General features: G+C 68.9%; 16 protein-coding genes. 5 read left to right on the forward strand and 11 right to left on the reverse strand.

Going from position 1 to position 16,095, the window contains the following annotated elements; translation table 11 throughout:
- Positions 1 to 9: 9 nt before the first annotated feature.
- Positions 10 to 1,089 carry a LacI family DNA-binding transcriptional regulator gene (locus ACIRCZ_RS15755; protein ID WP_402855086.1) on the reverse strand — a complete coding sequence of 360 codons (1,080 nt, stop codon included), beginning with the start codon at positions 1,087 to 1,089 and terminating at the stop codon, positions 10 to 12.
- Between the two features lie 257 nt (positions 1,090 to 1,346).
- Here ACIRCZ_RS15755 and ACIRCZ_RS15760 point away from each other — a divergent pair, with 257 nt between their 5' ends.
- The 5 genes from ACIRCZ_RS15760 to ACIRCZ_RS15780 all read left to right on the forward strand — a co-directional run bounded on the left by ACIRCZ_RS15760 (position 1,347) and on the right by ACIRCZ_RS15780 (position 6,054).
- Complete coding sequence (locus ACIRCZ_RS15760) at positions 1,347 to 2,657, forward strand: ABC transporter substrate-binding protein (protein ID WP_402854689.1); 1,311 nt, start codon at positions 1,347 to 1,349, stop codon at positions 2,655 to 2,657.
- Between the two features lie 13 nt (positions 2,658 to 2,670).
- A complete protein-coding gene (locus ACIRCZ_RS15765) occupies positions 2,671 to 3,594 on the forward strand; it encodes a carbohydrate ABC transporter permease (RefSeq protein ID WP_200949610.1) in 924 nt (307 codons plus the stop codon).
- Positions 3,591 to 4,487 (forward strand): carbohydrate ABC transporter permease, encoded by an 897-nt coding sequence (locus tag ACIRCZ_RS15770; protein ID WP_402854691.1) that lies wholly within the window; start codon positions 3,591 to 3,593, stop codon positions 4,485 to 4,487. The genes ACIRCZ_RS15765 and ACIRCZ_RS15770 overlap by 4 nt, the downstream gene beginning before the upstream one ends.
- Positions 4,488 to 4,536: 49 nt before the next feature.
- On the forward strand, positions 4,537 to 5,571 hold the full coding sequence (locus ACIRCZ_RS15775) for a DUF2804 domain-containing protein (protein WP_055894536.1): 1,035 nt from the start codon (positions 4,537 to 4,539) through the stop codon (positions 5,569 to 5,571).
- Between the two features lie 165 nt (positions 5,572 to 5,736).
- Complete coding sequence (locus ACIRCZ_RS15780; RefSeq protein ID WP_157480292.1) at positions 5,737 to 6,054, forward strand: hypothetical protein; 318 nt, start codon at positions 5,737 to 5,739, stop codon at positions 6,052 to 6,054.
- 22 nt (positions 6,055 to 6,076) lie between these two features.
- On the opposite strand, the gene ACIRCZ_RS15785 is transcribed toward ACIRCZ_RS15780, so the two are convergent.
- The 10 genes from ACIRCZ_RS15785 to ACIRCZ_RS15830 all read right to left on the reverse strand — a co-directional run bounded on the left by ACIRCZ_RS15785 (position 6,077) and on the right by ACIRCZ_RS15830 (position 16,084).
- Entirely contained in the window at positions 6,077 to 7,087 is a 1,011-nt protein-coding gene (locus ACIRCZ_RS15785) for a DUF2804 domain-containing protein (RefSeq protein WP_402854694.1), read from the reverse strand.
- Positions 7,062 to 8,882: a glycoside hydrolase family 2 protein gene (locus tag ACIRCZ_RS15790; RefSeq protein ID WP_402855089.1), complete on the reverse strand. Its 1,821-nt coding sequence runs from the start codon at positions 8,880 to 8,882 to the stop codon at positions 7,062 to 7,064. The genes ACIRCZ_RS15785 and ACIRCZ_RS15790 overlap by 26 nt, the downstream gene beginning before the upstream one ends.
- A gap of 2 nt (positions 8,883 to 8,884) precedes the next feature.
- On the reverse strand, positions 8,885 to 10,201 hold the full coding sequence (locus ACIRCZ_RS15795; RefSeq protein ID WP_402854696.1) for an MFS transporter: 1,317 nt from the start codon (positions 10,199 to 10,201) through the stop codon (positions 8,885 to 8,887).
- A gap of 105 nt (positions 10,202 to 10,306) precedes the next feature.
- Positions 10,307 to 11,086: an SDR family oxidoreductase gene (locus ACIRCZ_RS15800; RefSeq protein WP_402854698.1), complete on the reverse strand. Its 780-nt coding sequence runs from the start codon at positions 11,084 to 11,086 to the stop codon at positions 10,307 to 10,309.
- Positions 11,083 to 11,616, reverse strand: coding sequence for a MarR family winged helix-turn-helix transcriptional regulator (locus ACIRCZ_RS15805; protein WP_055894549.1), 534 nt, complete (start codon positions 11,614 to 11,616; stop codon positions 11,083 to 11,085). Before ACIRCZ_RS15805 ends, ACIRCZ_RS15800 begins: the two co-directional genes overlap by 4 nt.
- 76 nt (positions 11,617 to 11,692) lie before the next feature.
- Entirely contained in the window at positions 11,693 to 12,010 is a 318-nt protein-coding gene (locus ACIRCZ_RS15810; protein ID WP_055894551.1) for a hypothetical protein, read from the reverse strand.
- Positions 12,011 to 12,075: 65 nt separating this feature from the next.
- Positions 12,076 to 12,876: a class I SAM-dependent methyltransferase gene (locus ACIRCZ_RS15815; protein ID WP_402854701.1), complete on the reverse strand. Its 801-nt coding sequence runs from the start codon at positions 12,874 to 12,876 to the stop codon at positions 12,076 to 12,078.
- Positions 12,873 to 14,246 (reverse strand): MFS transporter, encoded by a 1,374-nt coding sequence (locus ACIRCZ_RS15820; protein ID WP_402854703.1) that lies wholly within the window; start codon positions 14,244 to 14,246, stop codon positions 12,873 to 12,875. Before ACIRCZ_RS15820 ends, ACIRCZ_RS15815 begins: the two co-directional genes overlap by 4 nt.
- 75 nt (positions 14,247 to 14,321) lie before the next feature.
- Positions 14,322 to 15,035: a response regulator gene (locus tag ACIRCZ_RS15825; protein ID WP_402854705.1), complete on the reverse strand. Its 714-nt coding sequence runs from the start codon at positions 15,033 to 15,035 to the stop codon at positions 14,322 to 14,324.
- Positions 15,032 to 16,084: a sensor histidine kinase gene (locus tag ACIRCZ_RS15830; RefSeq protein WP_402854706.1), complete on the reverse strand. Its 1,053-nt coding sequence runs from the start codon at positions 16,082 to 16,084 to the stop codon at positions 15,032 to 15,034. Before ACIRCZ_RS15830 ends, ACIRCZ_RS15825 begins: the two co-directional genes overlap by 4 nt.
- Between the last annotated feature and the right edge of the window lie 11 nt (positions 16,085 to 16,095).

The following is a 16,095-nucleotide window of genomic DNA, read 5'->3' on the forward strand; positions in this document are numbered from 1 at the left end:
AAATATCTGTCAGTCCGTGCGCGGCGACCTCGTCGACTCGCGTCTCACCAGGCTGTACGGGGCGTGATCGGTGCGCGGTTCGGCATCCGGCTCGTCAAGGCGTCGCAGCATCGCGACGATCGCCAGCCGCGCGATCTCGTGCAGGTCGGGGGAGATGGTCGTGAGCGACGGAGCGGAGAACGCGGCCTCCGCCGTGTTGTCCCAGCCGACCACCGCGACGTCGTCCGGCACGCGGATGCCCGCCTCGCGGAACGCGCGGAGCGCACCGATGGCGAGGAGGTCGTTCGCGCAGACCAGCCCGTCAAGCCCGTCCATCCGTTCGATCAGCTCCGTGGTGCGCTCGTAGCCCTCTTCGCGCGAGTAGTCGCCGTCCGGACTCGACTGATCCCAGCGCGAGACCGTGACGATGTGCGCGGGGTCGGCCGTCAGCCCCTCCTCGTCCAGTGCGTTCTGGAAGCCCCGGATGCGCAGGTCGGCGGGAGCGGCGCCGATCGTTCCCACCTTCACGTCTCCCAGGAAGCCGAGCGTGCGCCGCCCGCTCTCGATCAGGCACCGGGTGGCGTCGTAGCTCGACCGGACGTTGTCGACCACCACGCTGTCGATCCGAGTGCTGCGGAACCGCTCGCCGAGCAGCACCAGCGGCGTCGCTCCCCGCTCGGCCTCGAAGCGCTCCAGGTCGATCGTCAGCGGGCTGAACAGGATGCCGTCGGTGAGGATCGTGCGGAACCCCGCGGCCACGCGAAGCTCCCGCTCCAGGAGTCCCCTGGTCTCGTCGATCACCACGTCGTAGCCGAACTGCTCAGCCTCCGTCACGACGGCGTGGGCGAGCTGGGCGAAGTACGGATGCGAGACGAACGGCACAGAGAGCGTGAGCAGCTTGCTCCTGCCGCTGCGGAGCTGCCGCGCCGCCAGCTGGGGCCGGTAGCCGATCTCGGCGATGGCCGCCTCGACCTTGGTGCGCGTCGCCTCGCTGATGTATTTGTGCCCGTTGACCACGTTCGAGACCGTGCGGTACGAGACGCCCGCGAGAGCCGCGACGTCTTTGATCGTCGGCGCTCCCGTGCGTCGCCCCGGTGGTTGCTCGTCCATGCTGGTCACGGTGACATCGTAGTGAAGGCAAATCTTGCAACGTTGACCTATCGGTGTATTTCCACGTTGCAATATTCTGCGAACTCTGCTTGAGTGTCCCTGCGAGCAGCTCCGCACGACCCCAGGCGGAGGCTGTCCGGCAATCACCATTCCGGCCGGAAACCCGTATCGCACGCGCCATAGAGGCACCCCCTCCTCGACGCGCACCGCGGAAGCCCGACCCCGAACATCCAATCAACGACGAGGAGATGATCTGTATGACAGCAGGCACCAAGCGGCGACCGAAACGGTTGCTGGCGGTCGCAGGCGCGGCAGCGCTCAGCCTGATCGCGCTCACCGCGTGCACCGGCACCGGATCGAGCGACAAGCCCGCGGCGGTCGACGGCGGCGGCATCGGCACGGCGAAGAAGCACGTGAAGATCACGATGATGTCGAACGACGCGTTCGCCCAGCAGTGGCAGGACCAACTGGTCCCGGAGTTCAACAAGGAGTTCCCGTACATCGACGTCACCATCGACGCCGTCCCGTACACGGAACTGCTCGCCAAGGGGCTGCTGAACGGCACCGACCCCGACCCGCAGTACGACCTGATCACGCTGGACGACCCGTGGACGCCGCAGCTCGCCAACGCCGGTGTGCTGATGGACCTCAAGAACGACGCCAAGCAGTGGACGGACAAGGGATACGACTGGGCCGACTTCAACGCGGCGCCGCTCGCATCCAGCGAGTGGGACGGCAAGCAGTACGGCGTCCCGCTGCGCTCCAACATGCTGCTGATGTTCTACAACAAGGCCCTGTACGCCAAGGCAGGTCTTGCAGAGCCCACGCCTGAGCTCACCTGGGACCAGTACCTGAAGGAGGCCCCGTCGCTGGTGCAGGACACCGACGGCGACGGCAAGGTCGACTCCTGGGCCGTCGGCCTCACCTGGATGCGCGGGGTACTCTCTCCGCCGGTCTGGCAGGCCGTCCTCAACTCCAACGGCGGCGCGCTGTTCGACAAGGACATGAAGCCGACGTTCGACACCAAGGCGGGCATCGCGGCACTGCAGACGCAGGTCGACCTGCTCAAGTACGCGCCTCCCGGAGCGACGAACTACAACTACACAGAGCCACTGGATGCGTTCCGCCAGGGCAAGGTCGCCTCCATCTTCACCTGGGGCAGCGCATACAAGAGCGCAGCGGTCGACCCGGCCGTCACCACGCTGACGCCCGACCAGGTCGGCATCCAGACGATGCCGGCAGGATCGGACGGCGCGAGCACGCACCGCGGCATCTGGAGCGGTTCGGTCTTCAAGAACTCCGCGCATCCGGAGGCCGCCTGGACCTTCCTGCAGTGGATGACGTCGAAGAAGGGCGAGGTCTGGACGACCAACACCCTCGGCCGGTCTTCACGACGATCCAGAGCGCGTACGACGTGGCGGACAAGGGTCAGATGTGGCGGCCCCGCAGCCCGGAGTCGAACGCGATCCAGGAGATCCTCGCCGACCAGACGAGTGCGGCCGTCCAAGGACAGACGTCCGCGAAGGACGCGCTCGCGAAGGCCACCGATCAGATCAATGAACTGCTGAAGAAGTAAGGAACATGACAGTCGAACTCACGAGACGGCGTGTGGACCGCGCCCGTCGCGTCTCGCGGACGCGGGACATCTTCAGCAGATGGACGTTCATGCTCCCAGCAACGGTGCTCCTCGCCGCTGTCCTCGCATACCCATTGCTCTACACGCTGCAGATCAGCTTCTCGAAGTTCGACCTGGCGACGTTCTCACCGACGGAATGGGTCGGTCTCGAGAACTACACGGCCGCGCTGAAGAACGAGACGTTCCAGAACTCCCTGGTCGTCACCGGCATCTACCTGGTGCTCGCTCTTCCCCTGCAGATCGTGCTCGGTTTCGGGATCGCCTACCTGATGAACGCCGAGTGGAGAGGGCGCGGCGTCGTCCGCGCCCTCTTCCTCATCCCGATGGTCGTGGCCCCTGTGGTCTCCGGCGGGATCTGGAAGATGATCCTCGACCCGCTCTGGGGCGTCGTCGGCTGGTTCCTCGGCCTGTTCGGCATCCCGGCGATCGACTGGTTCGGCAGCGCGAGCATGTCGATGATCAGCGTCGTCATCATCGACACCTGGCGGTCCGTGCCGTTCGTCGCGCTGATCGCGGCTGCCGCGCTGCTCGCCCTGCCGAAGGACGTGTTCGAGGCGGCAAAAGTGGACGGGGCGAACTGGTGGCAGACGCTCTGGTCGGTGAGCCTCCCCATGCTCGGGCCGATCATCGCCGCGACGTTCGTGGTGCGCTGGCTGGGCGCGGTGAAGATGTTCGACATCATCCTCGCGACCACCAACGGGGGACCGGGGGAGGCGACGAACGTCGTCAACCTCTTCATCTACCAGCAGGCGTTCCGATTGCTCAAGTTCAGCGAGTCGTCGGCGATGGCGGTGATCGTGCTCGTCATCACGATGATCCTCACCTTCGTGTTCCTTCTGGGTAGCAAGAAATTGGAGGACAGGCTGTGACCGTCACCGCCAGGGAGCGCACCCGCGACTCCGACACAGCGCAGGAACCCCGCGCATCCCTGACCGGCAGGCGCCGCCGCGGCGAACGCGCGCGCATCTGGTCGGGCGTGATCATCTGCATCCTGTTCCTGCTCCCGCTGGTCTGGATGCTCCTCACCTCGTTCAAGCAGCAGCGCGACATCTTCACCACACCGCCGACGTTCTTCTTCGACCCCACGCTCAACCAGTACGTGCAGGCGTTCATCCAGGGCGGACTCGGCCCGAAGATGATCAACACGATCATCGTCGCCGGCGGGGCGGGCATCCTCTCGCTGGTCGCGGGAGCGATGGCCGGCTATGCGCTGTCGCGGCTGAAGATCAAGGGCGCGGCCACCATCGGCGTGCTGATCCTCGCCTCCCGCGGCGTGCCGCCGATCGCCCTCGCCGTCCCGATGTTCCTCGTCGCCCGCACACTCGGGATCACCGACACGCACATCACCCTGATCCTCGCGTACTGCTCGTTCGTCATCCCCTACGTGATGTGGCTGATGCGGGGCTTCTTCCTCGCACTGCCGAAGGAGCTGGAGGAGTCGGCGATGATCGACGGGTGCTCCCGCATGGGCGCGTTCTTCCGGATCATCGTGCCGATCTCGGCGCCTGGGCTCGTCTCCACCTTCATCTTCAGCATCATCCTCGCCTGGGAGGAGCTGCTCTTCGCGCTGGTGCTGACCAACCGCAAGGCGACCACCCTGCCCGTCGCCATCGCCGGAATGGCGGGCGACACAGAGCACGGCGCGAACTGGGGCGCCCTCTCCGCAGCGGGGATGCTCACCGTCGTGCCCGTCGTGATCCTCGCCCTGCTCGTGCAGAAGTGGCTGATCCGCGGCCTCGCGGACGGCGCGACCAAGGGCTGAGCCCCGTGCGACCCACACCGACCATCCACACACAGAAAGGCCAGAACGAGTGAGGCTACCTCTCAAACCGGTCGCCCAGGGCGGCGAGCGCATCGCCGAGCGCGAGATCACCGAGACGACGGAGCTCTGCCTCCCATCGGGAAAGCTCAACCCTGCCGCGGTCGGCTGGACACGCACGGCGCTGCACAGGACCGGCCTCGCCGGGTGGGGCCGCAACAAGCGCTTCGAGTACTGGTCGATCGTCACGCCGACGTCGATCGTGACGATGAACATCTCGCACCACGACTACCGGGCGAACGTGTCCGTCACTTACCTCGACAGAGCGACGTACGGAGAGATCGTGCAGGGCGGAAACACCTGGCTGCCCGGCCACGGCGGGATGCGCGACGAGACCAACCGCGAGCCGATGGAGTCGAGCCGCAAAGACGTGCTCGTCCGGATGACGCCGCGCGGAGTCAACACCGTGCTGCACGCGGAGTCGCCGCGCATCTCGGTGGACCTGCGCATCATCGGCGAGCCGGATCACGAGTCGATGGGCGTCGTGGTGCCGTGGAGCGAACGCGCGTTCCAGTACACGAAGAAGGACAACTGCCTGCGCGCGCAGGGGGTGGTGATCGTCGACGGCGTCACCCACCGCATCGAACCGGACGAGTCGTACGCGGTGCACGACCGCGGGCGCGGCCGCTGGCCGTACTTCACGTTCTGGAACTGGGGCGCTGGGAACGGCCTGAGCGCAGACGGCAGGGAGATCGGCCTGCAGTTCGGCGGCAAGTGGACGGACGGCACCCCCTCCACGGAGAACTGGCTGCGCGTCGACGGCCGCCTGCACAAGATCAGCTCGCACCTCGACTGGCGGTACGACCCCACCCAGTGGCTGCGGCCGTGGACGCTCACCGGCCCAGGCGTCGAGGTCACCTTCACCCCGGAGCACCACACCAGGCACCTGTTCGACCGGTGGATCGTGAAGAGCAGAGGCGACACCTGCTTCGGCCACTACGCGGGCAGGATCACGCTGGAATCCGGCGAGGTCGTGGAGTTCGCGAACGTCTTCGGCCACGTCGAAGAGGTCGAACGCCGCTGGTGACCAGACCACCGGCCACCCGGCCGGCACAGACCGCTCCGGACGCCACTGCGGAGGTCCACTGACGCAGCCGGAGCAGAGCGGGACGCCGTACCGATATGCGGCGCCCCGCTCACCCCCTCGAATCGCACATTTCGAACCGCACATCCCTTGATCGGAGACAGCACCATGTCAGTGAAGACCACGCGCCAGACTCCCGCTGTGCTCCGCGTGAGCGAGAGCGCGCTCGCCGTCGCCCCTCCCCGCTCCGGCGACGACAGGGGTGGATGCTCGGCCTGGTTGAGCGGCCCTGCCGGCTCCGGCACCGCGCGCATCCTGCACCTGGAGGGCGACGCCCCGCATCCCGACCTGATCGTGGTCGACTACCCCGGCGCATACAGCAGGTCCTGGGTGCTGCACAGCGTCGTCGGCGAGCTCGCCGTCTTCACGCTGCTCGCGGAAGCGCCGACCTCGTTCCCCTCCAGGTCGCACGCGCTCGCCGGATGACGGCGGTCGGTGCCGGCCGAGCTCACCAGCGGTTGCGGACGTCCTCCGCCCAGCCGAGCAGCGCATCCACCCGGATGCGCCCCTCCTCGGTGTCGACCCATCCGGAGTAGTGCCCGAAGCACTGGTGACCGCGGCTGCCGAAGACGACCAGCTCCGTCGAGCTGGTGTGATCCCAGAACGGGACGAAGGTCAGGTCGACGCCCGCGCCGTGGATGTGCCACGGGGCGAGCCAGTCGCGCTCGTCGTAGTCCCAGCCGAGTTCTTCGCTGATCTTGTGGAGCGTTCCGTCGACCAGCACGCCGTTCTCGGTCGAGCCCGTGCCGTCCGTCCACCTCCCGCCGAGCTGCAAGCCGATCGTGCGACCGTCGACGGTTCCCGACGCAGCTCCCCAGTTCCACTGCATCCGGTACGGCCAGCGCCCGCGTCCGTGGTCAAGGACGGCCCAGCTCTCGCCGACCGGCAGCTCGACGCGGTCGCCGGCAAGCTCCAGCCAGCCGACGGAGGGGCGGGCGACGTCCTTGACCGTGTACTGGAACCGCTTCTGCGACCACGGGACCACCACGGCGAGCACCTCGTGACCGTCCGGCCGCTCGGCGGTGATGTCGAAGGCGACACCGGCGGCCCGCCCGCGCAGCCGGGTGCCGCCCGCGCTCTCGTCGATGTCGATCGAGAGCGATCGGGTGCGCGCTCGCGCCGGCCCTGCGCCGAGACGGGCCGCCAGTTTCGCGCTCCCGCTCAGCGGCGCGACGGCTCCGCGCTCGACCGTCCTGCCCGACCGGATGTCGTGGATCATGATGCCGTGCACCGAGGCGTAGTCGAGCGACGAGACGGTCAGCGAGACGATGTGGGTCGGCGTGGTGACCGCCCAGTACTCCCAGCGCTTGTTCCTGCCCCAGCTCGTGCGGCCGCCGATGCCGGACGTATCGTGCAGCGGGGTCCTGCTCCAGCCGACCGCATCCGGATTCAGTCGTCCGCTCGGCAGGCAGAGGGCGACCTCCTCCGTGAGCTCACGCTCGACGATCCTGCGACCCATCGCGGACTCCTTCCTGGTGCGGTGTGCGCGGCTGCGCGACCAGCGCGAACCGCTCGGCGAGCTCGCGGTTGACCGCGCGCACGGTGGCGGCGTCGGCCTTGACGACCGTGCGGTCGGCGGTGAGGAGGCCGTTCAACTCGTCCTCCACGTCGGCGAGCTGGGTGTATACGATCCCGGACAGGCCGGCACCGATGGCCGGAAGCACCTCGTCCCTGTGCAGTGCGGCGAACGCCGCGCTGAACGCCTCGCGCGAGGCGAGCTTGCGATAGCCGAACTCTCGGGAGCTGAACGCGTGACCGGAGAGCCGGAGGCTGTAGCCGCCGTACTCGGACACGACGACGGCCCTGCCGTCCGTGCCCCAGCCGCGACGGGGACGGATGCGCCGGAAGTAGACGTGCAGACTGCGCAGGTCGCCTCCGCCCTGATCGTGCCAGCCGCTCGCGTGGTCGATCACCCTGTCCTGATCGAGCGATCGGATGCGCCGCACGGCGTCCAGCGCGTCGAACTGCCCCCAGCCCTCGTTGAACGGGACCCAGACCACGACGCTCGGGACGTTCTTCAGCAGCAGCACGGTCTGATCGAGCTCTGCGCGGAACTCGTCGCGTCCCTCGGCGTCCTGGCGGCCGAACGCGCGGTGCCGCCTGTCGTCCAGCCGCACGGGAAGCAGCACCGGGGCGGTGATGACGGCCGGGTTGTATGCGCGGCCGCCGTTGACCATGTCCTGCCAGACGAGCATCCCGAGCCTGTCGCAGTGGTGGTACCAGCGCAGCGACTCCACCTTGATGTGCTTGCGCAGCATCGTGAAGCCGAGCTCCTTCATGCTGCGGATGTCGTGGATCAGCGCCTCGTCGGATGGCGCGGTCAGCAGACCGTCCGGCCAGTATCCCTGGTCGAGCACACCGGCGTGGAAGTACGGGCGGCCGTTGAGGTGGAGGCGCGGCTGCCCCGCGCTGTCGCGCTCGACGCTCACCGACCGCATCCCGACGTAGCTGGTCACGCGGTCGGCGCCGAGCCGCACATCGATGTCGTAGAGGTACGGGTCTTCCGGGCTCCACGGGCGCACCTCGTCGATGCGCAGGGCGATCGGCGAGCCGGTGCGGCCCCTGCCGCTCGCCACCGGCTCCCCGTCGGCGCTCAGCACGACCGTCGCCTCGGCGTCCTCGCTCCCTGCCACGACGATCTCGACCGTGCGCTCGGCGAGCAACGGCCGGAGGTCGAGGCGCTGGATGTGCAGCCGCGGCACGGCCTCGAGCCACACCGTCTGCCAGATTCCGGACTGGGCGGTGTACCAGATCCCTCCACGGCGGATGGCCTGCTTGCCGCGGGAGCGGTGGCCGGTGTCGCTGACGTCGACCACGTCGACGGTGAGCACGTGCTCCGCTCCGTCCGCCAGTGCGGGCGGGAACTCGAGGCTGAACGGCAGGAAGCCCCCGGAGTGGCTGCCGACCTGCTCGCCGTCCAGATAGACCACGCAGTCCTGGTCGACGGCGCCGAAGTGCAGCAGCACGCGACCGTCGTTGGCGTCGTCGACGAATCCGTCCGGCAGGCGCAGGGTGCGCCGGTACCAGAGGTGCTGCCCTGGAAGAAGCTGCCTGCCGACGCCGGAGAGTGCGGCCTCCGGCGAGAACGGCACCAGGATCTCGCCGTCCCAGTCCCGGGGATGCGCGGAGCTGCCGGTGATCGCGTACTCCCACAGGCCGTTGAGGTTGAGATAGCTGTCGCGGACGAGCTGCGGCCTGGGGTACTCCTGCAGCACGGCGTCCTGGTCGATGGTGTCCGCCCACGGCGTCCTCATGCTCACGAGCGGACCGCCCTGGCGCGCCGGACGACGAGCACGGGCACGAGGACGAGCACGGCCGCTGCGGCGATGAAGATCTCCGGTCCGGGCACGGGCTGGACGACGCCGAGGGACGTGTAGGTGTTCGCCGCCCCCGAGATCACGGCGGCGCCGAGGAACGGGCCGACGATCATCGGGATCATGACCGCGAGGATCATCCGGACGCCCTGCACCGCCCCCGCGCGATCGGCCGGGGTGTGGTCGCGGGTCATCGCGGACACCGTCGCGAGCGACGCCATCATGCCCGCCATCATGACGGTCGCGGACGCGATCACCGCGGGCAGCTCGCGCGCGAAGGTCATCGCGACGAGCCCGGCCGCGAACACGGCGACCGCCGGCAGCAGGAAGCGAGTCTTGCCGATCCTGTCCATCACCCGGCCGCCCAGGATGCTCAGCACCGACGCCAGGATCAGCACGATCCCGAGGGCGAGCGCGTACGACTCGATGCGGAGGTAGCGCTGCAGGTAGATGATCACGTACGGCAGGAACACCTGCGTGCTCGTGCCGATGACCGTCCAGATGGCGAGCGTGAGATAGAGCGCCGGCTGCCGCCTGATCGTGCTCGGGCGGAGGCCGTGCAGCACGGCGGTGAGGATGCCGTCGGTGCGTGCGGGGACGCCGCGGTCTCTGATCAGGAACCACGACGCAGCTCCGGTCAGGATCGTGACGATGCCGACGACGCCGAAGAACAGCTTCCAGTCGCCGGCGCGGGTGAGGCCGTCGAGCAGGCCGAACACCAGCAGCATCGCGATCAGCGGAAGCACCGCGAGCACGCCGTCGACGCGTCCGCGATTGCCTGGATCGGTGGAGTCGGTCACCCACGCGGTGAAGGCGGCGTCGTTGGCGCCGGAGCCGAACGCGCTCATCACGCAGTCGAGCAGCACGATCGCGACGATCGCCCCGATCAGCGCGGCGCCGGTCGGAGCAGCTGCCCCTGCCGGTGCGCCGACGAAGCCGAAGCCGGCCGTGCAGACGCCCCACGCGACGTAGCCGAACGCGATGATCGCGCGGCGGCGGCCCATCCTGTCCGACCAGGCGCCGACGAGGAGGGTCGCGATCGTCGCGGCGATCGCGCTGGCGCTCACCAGGATCGCGATGACGTTCGGGTCGGGCGAGATGGTGTCGTACACGTACACATTGAGGTACATGTTCTCGACCGTCCACGCGAGCTGTCCGACCAGCCCGACGACGACGAGCGCCAGCCAGGTGCGGCCGCCGATGGCGGTGCGGGTCGAGCGGGTGGTGGCCGGGGCTGCGGGTTCGGTTCGTGGACCCATCACATCCTCATCATCGAGAGTTGCAACGTGGAAATAGTGATCTGACAATAGCAACAAAAACGGCCGCGAGAGGACAGAGTCCCCTCGCGGCCGTCCGGGATCAGGTCACCAGGTGCTGTCTCCGCGCACGGTCACGTCGTAGCCGCCGTCGACGAACACCACCTGTCCGCACAGGTGCGAGTTCTCCTCGCCGGCCAGCCAGGCCAGGAGCCTGGCGGCGACCTCGGCGTCGAACGGGCCGTTCAGTGGCATCGGCACCTGCTCGTTGAGGCGCGCCCGCCCTTCTGCGGTGGCGACGAGCTCCGCGGTCATCGGCGTCAGGACGACGCCGGGGGCGATCGCGTTGAGTGGGATGCTCGCGCCTGCCCACTCCGGCGTCGCCGCGTTTCTGCGCAGCCACCGCGCGAGCGCCCGCTTGCTGGAGGAGTAGATCTGGTGGGCGGTCGAAGGGGACTCGGCGAGCTCGGCCGCACGCGCGAGCGCGTCCTGCTCTGCGCCATCCAGCAGGAGTTCGACCAGCTTCTCGTCGTGGTCCTGCAGCGATGCCATCGACGCAACCGCGACGGCCCGCGGGGCAGTGGATGCGGTCAGCAGTGGGCGCAGCCCCTCCAGCGTCGCGATGGCTCCGTAGTAGTTCACGGCCGCCGTGACCGGGATGCCGGCGCTGAGGCCGGCGACGGCGAGCACGCCGTCGAGGACGCCACCGGACAGCTCGGTCGCCTGCTCGACCAGGGTTGCGCGGCCCTCGGCGGTGGACAGGTCGGCGGAGATGTCCGTGCCGCGCAGGTCGGCGCCGATGACGCGTTCGCCGCGGGAGCGGAGGAGTTCTGCTGTCGCTCTGCCGATGCCGCTCGCGGCTCCGGTGACGAGGTAGGTGCGGGTCATGATTCTGCTTTCTCTGGTCGGTCGGGGGTGTGCTGCGGAGCAGCGGAGACGCGCGACGCGTGCGCGACGGCGTCGTCTCGGAAGCGGTGCAGGAAGCGATCGAAGTCGGCGCGGTCCCGCTCCGGCCACGCTCGGAGCAGGTCGGCCATCATCGCGTCCCCCGCCGCGACGAGCGCTGCCGCCGTCTCCGTCCCGGTGGTCGAGAGCCGCAGGAGCGTCGCCCGGGAGTCCTCCGGGTCCTGCCGCTTCTCGATCAGCCCGTGCGTGCCGAGCCGCGCGGTCAGCTTGGAGATGGCGGATGCTCCGACGTGCAGCCGGGAGGCGAGGGTCGACGCGCGCTGCTCGCCGTCGCGCGCGAGCATCGTGACGGCGACGATGGCGGTCGTGTCGAGGTCGACGCCGACCCCGGTGGCCAGGCCGCGGATGAACGCACCGGACGACCAGAGCGAGAAGACCTCGAGCAGTGCGGCGAGCTGGCCGGAGCGATAGGGGAGGCCGGGGGTGTCGTCTGGGACCTCATCCACAGTCATGTCGCCGCCTTTCGGAGATACTGTCCTGAAGACAGTATATGCCCGCGCGGAAGGGCGGGGCGTCCAGGCCGTCGAATCAGACCAGCGTCTCGACCCGGATGAGGTCGGTGCGCGCGATCACGGTGCGGTGCACGTCCGCCAGCGCCACCCGCTCCGGATCGGTCAGGTAGGACTGCAGCGCGGCATCGTCCGGCAGGTGGATGACCTGCACCTCCAGCGGGGCCCCATCATCCCCTCCGCTCTCGCCTCCACGATCCGACGCGGCGCGACGGACCCGGCTGACCACCCGCCCTCCGTGCTTCGGCACGAGCGCGAGAACGGTGTCTTCGTAGCGGGTGAGGGCGTCGTCGTTGCCGTCGGTCGCCCAGAGCAGGACGCAGAGTTCGAGAGCCATCGGCACAGGATATCGGCACGGGATATCGGTGTCGGGATATCGGTGTCGGGTGCGGGCGGAGCCGGTCAGGCGAGGATCGCCGTCGTCAGCGTGGCGACGAGAGGGCGGGTCACTCTGCCGTCGAACGCGTCCACGATCAGTGTCTCGACGTCGTCGAGCAGTCCCTCCCGCTGCTCGGACGGCATCAGGCGCGTGCCGGAGTAGCTGAGCATGAGCTTGCGGTAGTCGGCAGCGCTGTACGTCTGGTTCCAGTCGTAGCGGCGCACCTCCACGCGATCGAAGCGGCGGTCGGAGGCGATGGCGCTCCGGATGGGCGGATCGGCGTCCTCTCTGGTCGGCGCCGGCGGGCCGGTGTGCCCCTGCCCGTATCTGTCGTACAGCGGCTGGGCGGCGGCGAAGAACCCCCGGTCGTCTTGCGACGCCACCTGGATGAGGTCGACGACGGCCAGCACGCCTCCGTTCCGCAGCAGCAGCGCCGGCCGGTCGAGCTGCGCGCCGAGCGAGATCCAGTGGTACGCCGTGGCCGAGAACACGGCGTCGACCGACCGGGCGGGCAGGGGCAGGCGCTCGAAATCGCCGACGCTCACGCTCAGCAGCTCCGATGGCAGCTTCGATCGCAGGACGGCGGCCAGCGCCGGACCGAGCTCGACGGCGTGCACGGTCGCTCCCCGCGCCAGCAGGTCGGCCGTCGCCTGCCCTGTGCCCGGGCCGACCTCCAGGATGTCCGGCGCCGGGGGCAGCAGCGCGAACAGCGCGTCGAACAGCGCGGCGGGGTAGGACGGGCGCACCTCGTCGTACACTTTGGCCGCCGCGTCGAAGGCGAGGCGCCCTGCCCGGTCGCCGCTCGTGCCGCCCGCCGCGCTCACGTCGCCGCACCGGGCAGCGCCGGATCGTCGCCCCGGTACTCCTTCGACAGCATCCGGTACGACCTGGTGAGGAACGCCCCCACCCCGAGCAGTACCATCAGCAGCCCGGAGACCAGGAACACGAACGCGATGCCCCGCGCGTCGCCCTCCCCGAGCAGCCAGCCCCAGGTGGCCTGACCGGCGTCACTCGCCAGATACGGGATGATGACGAACTGCGCGATGGGCGCGATGAGGAACGCCGTGATCGGCGCTGCTGCGGACTCCAGCGCCTGGGCGAACCCGAAGACGCGACCCTGGCGCCGGAAGGTCACGACCTTCTGGATGACCGTCTGCTCCGCGGCCTCCACCGCCGGGATCATCGTCATGTACAGCCAGATGCCGAGCACGTACAGCCACCACCACTCGCGGATGGTGAACAGGGCGCCGAGCACGCCCATCCCGATCACGAGCATCAGCATCGTGCGGATCGGGTTCCTGCCCAGCCCGAACTTCGCGATGACGAGACCGCCGATGATGAACCCCGTCGACGAGATGGCCAGCACGATCCCCCACAGCTCCACCTGGAACAGCTCGAGCCCGTACGGGTCCATCAACGCCAGGTACACGCCGCCGATCAGGTTGTTGAAGGTGGAGAAGATGATGAGGGCGAACAGGCCGGGCGCGCTGCGGATCGCGCTGATGCTCCCGCGCAGGTCCATGCCGGGCGCCTTCTCGCCGTCGCCGTGCGGCGCATCCTCCGGGATGCGCAGGAACAGCAGGTGGAAGAGGGCCAGCCCGGTGAAGGTGATGGCGATGACGAGCGTCCAGCCCATTCCGAGCATCCCGATCGCCAGCCCGCTGAACACACTGGTCACGATGAACGCGAGGCCCTGCACCGTGCCGACCAGGCCGTTCGCGTTGGCGTGCCGCTCCACAGGGATGAGCAGGGTGACGGTGGTGGACAGAGCGATGTTCCGCATGTTCTCGATCACCGAACCGAACAGCACGATGCCGCCGAACACCCAGAACATCGGCCCGGCGATGTCGAGGAGCGCCGACTCGGGGAACAGCAGGTAGAAGACTCCGGCGATGCAGAACGACACCAGCGTGACGGCGCTCGCGACGAGCATCACCGCGTGCTTGCGGTAGCGGTCGACGATCGACCCGAACAGGATCGAGAACACGGCGACGAGCAGCATGTACGCTCCGCTGACGATGCCCGTCGCGAGCACCGAGTGCGTCTCGAGGTAGACCCAGAACGTCAGAGCGAACCAGAGGAAGCTGGTGGTCACGTTGGCGATCATCGTGTTGACCAGCACCTGCAGGAACGTGCGGGTACCGCCCGCGGGTGGGGCGGACGTGGCTTGCGCGGCAGTCGACGGCTCCGCCATGCAGACGAGGCTACGGGATGCGCGCGCCCCTGTCACGGGTCGGCCGCGGGTGCGGGTGCCGGCGCGACAGGAGGCTCAGCTTCGCGGCGTGCCCGGCTCAGGTGCGCGGGTCTCGGATGCGCGGGCCTCGGGTGCGCGGGTCTCCTGGGCGCTGGTCTCCTGCGCGTACGGCCGGGAGGCGTCGAGCAGCCCGAGCCGCGCGGCTTTCCTGACGGCGTCGATGCGGGAGGTGGCGCCGAGCTTCACGTACATGTTGGTGGTGTGCCGTTTGACCGTGCCCTCCGCGATGTGGAGCTGGACGCTGATGTCGCGGTTCGTGTATGCCTGGGCGATCATCCGGAGCACGTCGAGCTCTCGGCTGGTGAGGATGGTGGGGGCGGCCGCCTCCGTGTCCGGGGCGGCCGGGCGCGTCGTGGCCGGCGCCGGGGTGGCGCCGGAGACGATCATCGAGAGGTCGTCTCCGTTGACCTTCTTGGTGACGTAGTGGCTCGCCCCCGCGCGCAGCAGCTGGCGTTCGAGGGCGACGTCGTTGTGCATGGTGAGGACGACGATCGCGACCTCCGGATGGTCGCGGCGGACGCGCGTGATCGTCTGCTCGGCGGGGATGCCTGGCAGCTCGACGTCGAGGAGGAGGACGTCGGGGGAGGTCTCCGCGACGAGCCGGAGGGCGTCGTAGCTGGTGCCGCCCTCGCCGACGATGTCGAAGGCGCTCTCCAACAGGGCGCGGATGCCCTGTCGGAACAGGCTGTGGTCGTCGATGATGACGATGCTGCGACGCTCTGCCGTCATACGCCGGCCTCCTGGATGGGGATGCTCAGTTCGACGTGGGTGCCGACGCCGGGGCCTGGGTCGATGGTGAGGTCTGCCCCGATGAGCTCGGCGCGCTCCTGGGCCGCGATCAGCCCGAGCGCGCCGGAGCGGATCCTGTCGTGCTCGAAGCCGTGCCCGTCGTCGCGGACGGAGAGGCGCACGCTGCCTGGCTGCCAGCTGGAGCTCACGGTGATCGTGCCGGCCCCTGAGTGTCGTCGCGCGTTGTGGATGGCCTCCCTGACGATGATGAACGCCTCCTCCTGCGTTCCCGTGGTGAGCCTGAACGGCATCCCGTCCAGCTCCACGATCACCCGGGGACCTGCGTCGTCGAGGTCGGCCACGTAGTCGTTGAGTGCTTCGTCGAGGCGTTTGTCCCCGACGAAGTGCCGCAGGTCCCTGGCGATCGCGCGGGTCTCGTCCAGCGCTGCGTCGAACAGCGCCATCCCGTCGGCGAGCCGCACCTGCGCATCCGTGCCTGCCGGGTCGGCGAGTCCGCTGAGGTCGACGCGCTGCATCCCCGCCGCGATGCTGTGGGCGACGCGGTCGTGCAGCTCGCGGGAGATGCCGAGTCGTTCCTCGCTGTGCGCGACGGCGAGCCGTTCCAGCAGAACGTTCACGTAGGCGACGGAGGCGGGGATGACGTTGCCCATGATCGACGCGTTGAGCGCTCGCGCGATGTCGTCGTGTCCGAGCCGGTCGCCCGTGGCCTTCACGAGGACGCCGAGGCCGACATCGAACAGCAGCGTCGCCGCTTTCAGGCTGTCGACCGGATGCACGTTCTGCCTCGCCCGGTGCTCGCCCACCTCAGCGCCGCGCGACGCCTGCTTCGGCTCCGCAGCGGCGCTGAGCCCGAGGGTGGCGAGCGTCTGGCCGAGGATGTGCTCGATCTGCGCCACGAACTCCGCCTCGATGTACGGGTCGGAGACCAGTGCGCTGTCCACGGAGCGGAGGGCGGCGACCGTCTGTTCGACGATCGCGGCGCTGGCGTCTGCGAGCTGGTGGTCGTGGTCGGAGGTGCTGGTAGTCATTGGTGGCTTTT

The sequence above is a fragment of the Leifsonia sp. NPDC102414 genome (genome assembly GCF_044765685.1).
GTDB lineage: Bacteria > Actinomycetota > Actinomycetes > Actinomycetales > Microbacteriaceae > Leifsonia.

Coding starts and splice junctions, on each gene's coding strand:
- ACIRCZ_RS15755 (WP_402855086.1), bottom strand. CDS start 1,089: ATGGACGAGCAACCACCGGGGCGACGCACGGGAGCGCCGACGATCAAA.
- ACIRCZ_RS15760 (WP_402854689.1), top strand. CDS start 1,347: ATGACAGCAGGCACCAAGCGGCGACCGAAACGGTTGCTGGCGGTCGCA.
- ACIRCZ_RS15765 (WP_200949610.1), top strand. CDS start 2,671: ATGACAGTCGAACTCACGAGACGGCGTGTGGACCGCGCCCGTCGCGTC.
- ACIRCZ_RS15780 (WP_157480292.1), top strand. CDS start 5,737: ATGTCAGTGAAGACCACGCGCCAGACTCCCGCTGTGCTCCGCGTGAGC.
- ACIRCZ_RS15785 (WP_402854694.1), bottom strand. CDS start 7,087: ATGGGTCGCAGGATCGTCGAGCGTGAGCTCACGGAGGAGGTCGCCCTC.
- ACIRCZ_RS15790 (WP_402855089.1), bottom strand. CDS start 8,882: ATGAGGACGCCGTGGGCGGACACCATCGACCAGGACGCCGTGCTGCAG.
- ACIRCZ_RS15795 (WP_402854696.1), bottom strand. CDS start 10,201: ATGGGTCCACGAACCGAACCCGCAGCCCCGGCCACCACCCGCTCGACC.
- ACIRCZ_RS15800 (WP_402854698.1), bottom strand. CDS start 11,086: ATGACCCGCACCTACCTCGTCACCGGAGCCGCGAGCGGCATCGGCAGA.
- ACIRCZ_RS15805 (WP_055894549.1), bottom strand. CDS start 11,616: ATGACTGTGGATGAGGTCCCAGACGACACCCCCGGCCTCCCCTATCGC.
- ACIRCZ_RS15810 (WP_055894551.1), bottom strand. CDS start 12,010: ATGGCTCTCGAACTCTGCGTCCTGCTCTGGGCGACCGACGGCAACGAC.
- ACIRCZ_RS15820 (WP_402854703.1), bottom strand. CDS start 14,246: ATGGCGGAGCCGTCGACTGCCGCGCAAGCCACGTCCGCCCCACCCGCG.
- ACIRCZ_RS15825 (WP_402854705.1), bottom strand. CDS start 15,035: ATGACGGCAGAGCGTCGCAGCATCGTCATCATCGACGACCACAGCCTG.
- ACIRCZ_RS15830 (WP_402854706.1), bottom strand. CDS start 16,084: ATGACTACCAGCACCTCCGACCACGACCACCAGCTCGCAGACGCCAGC.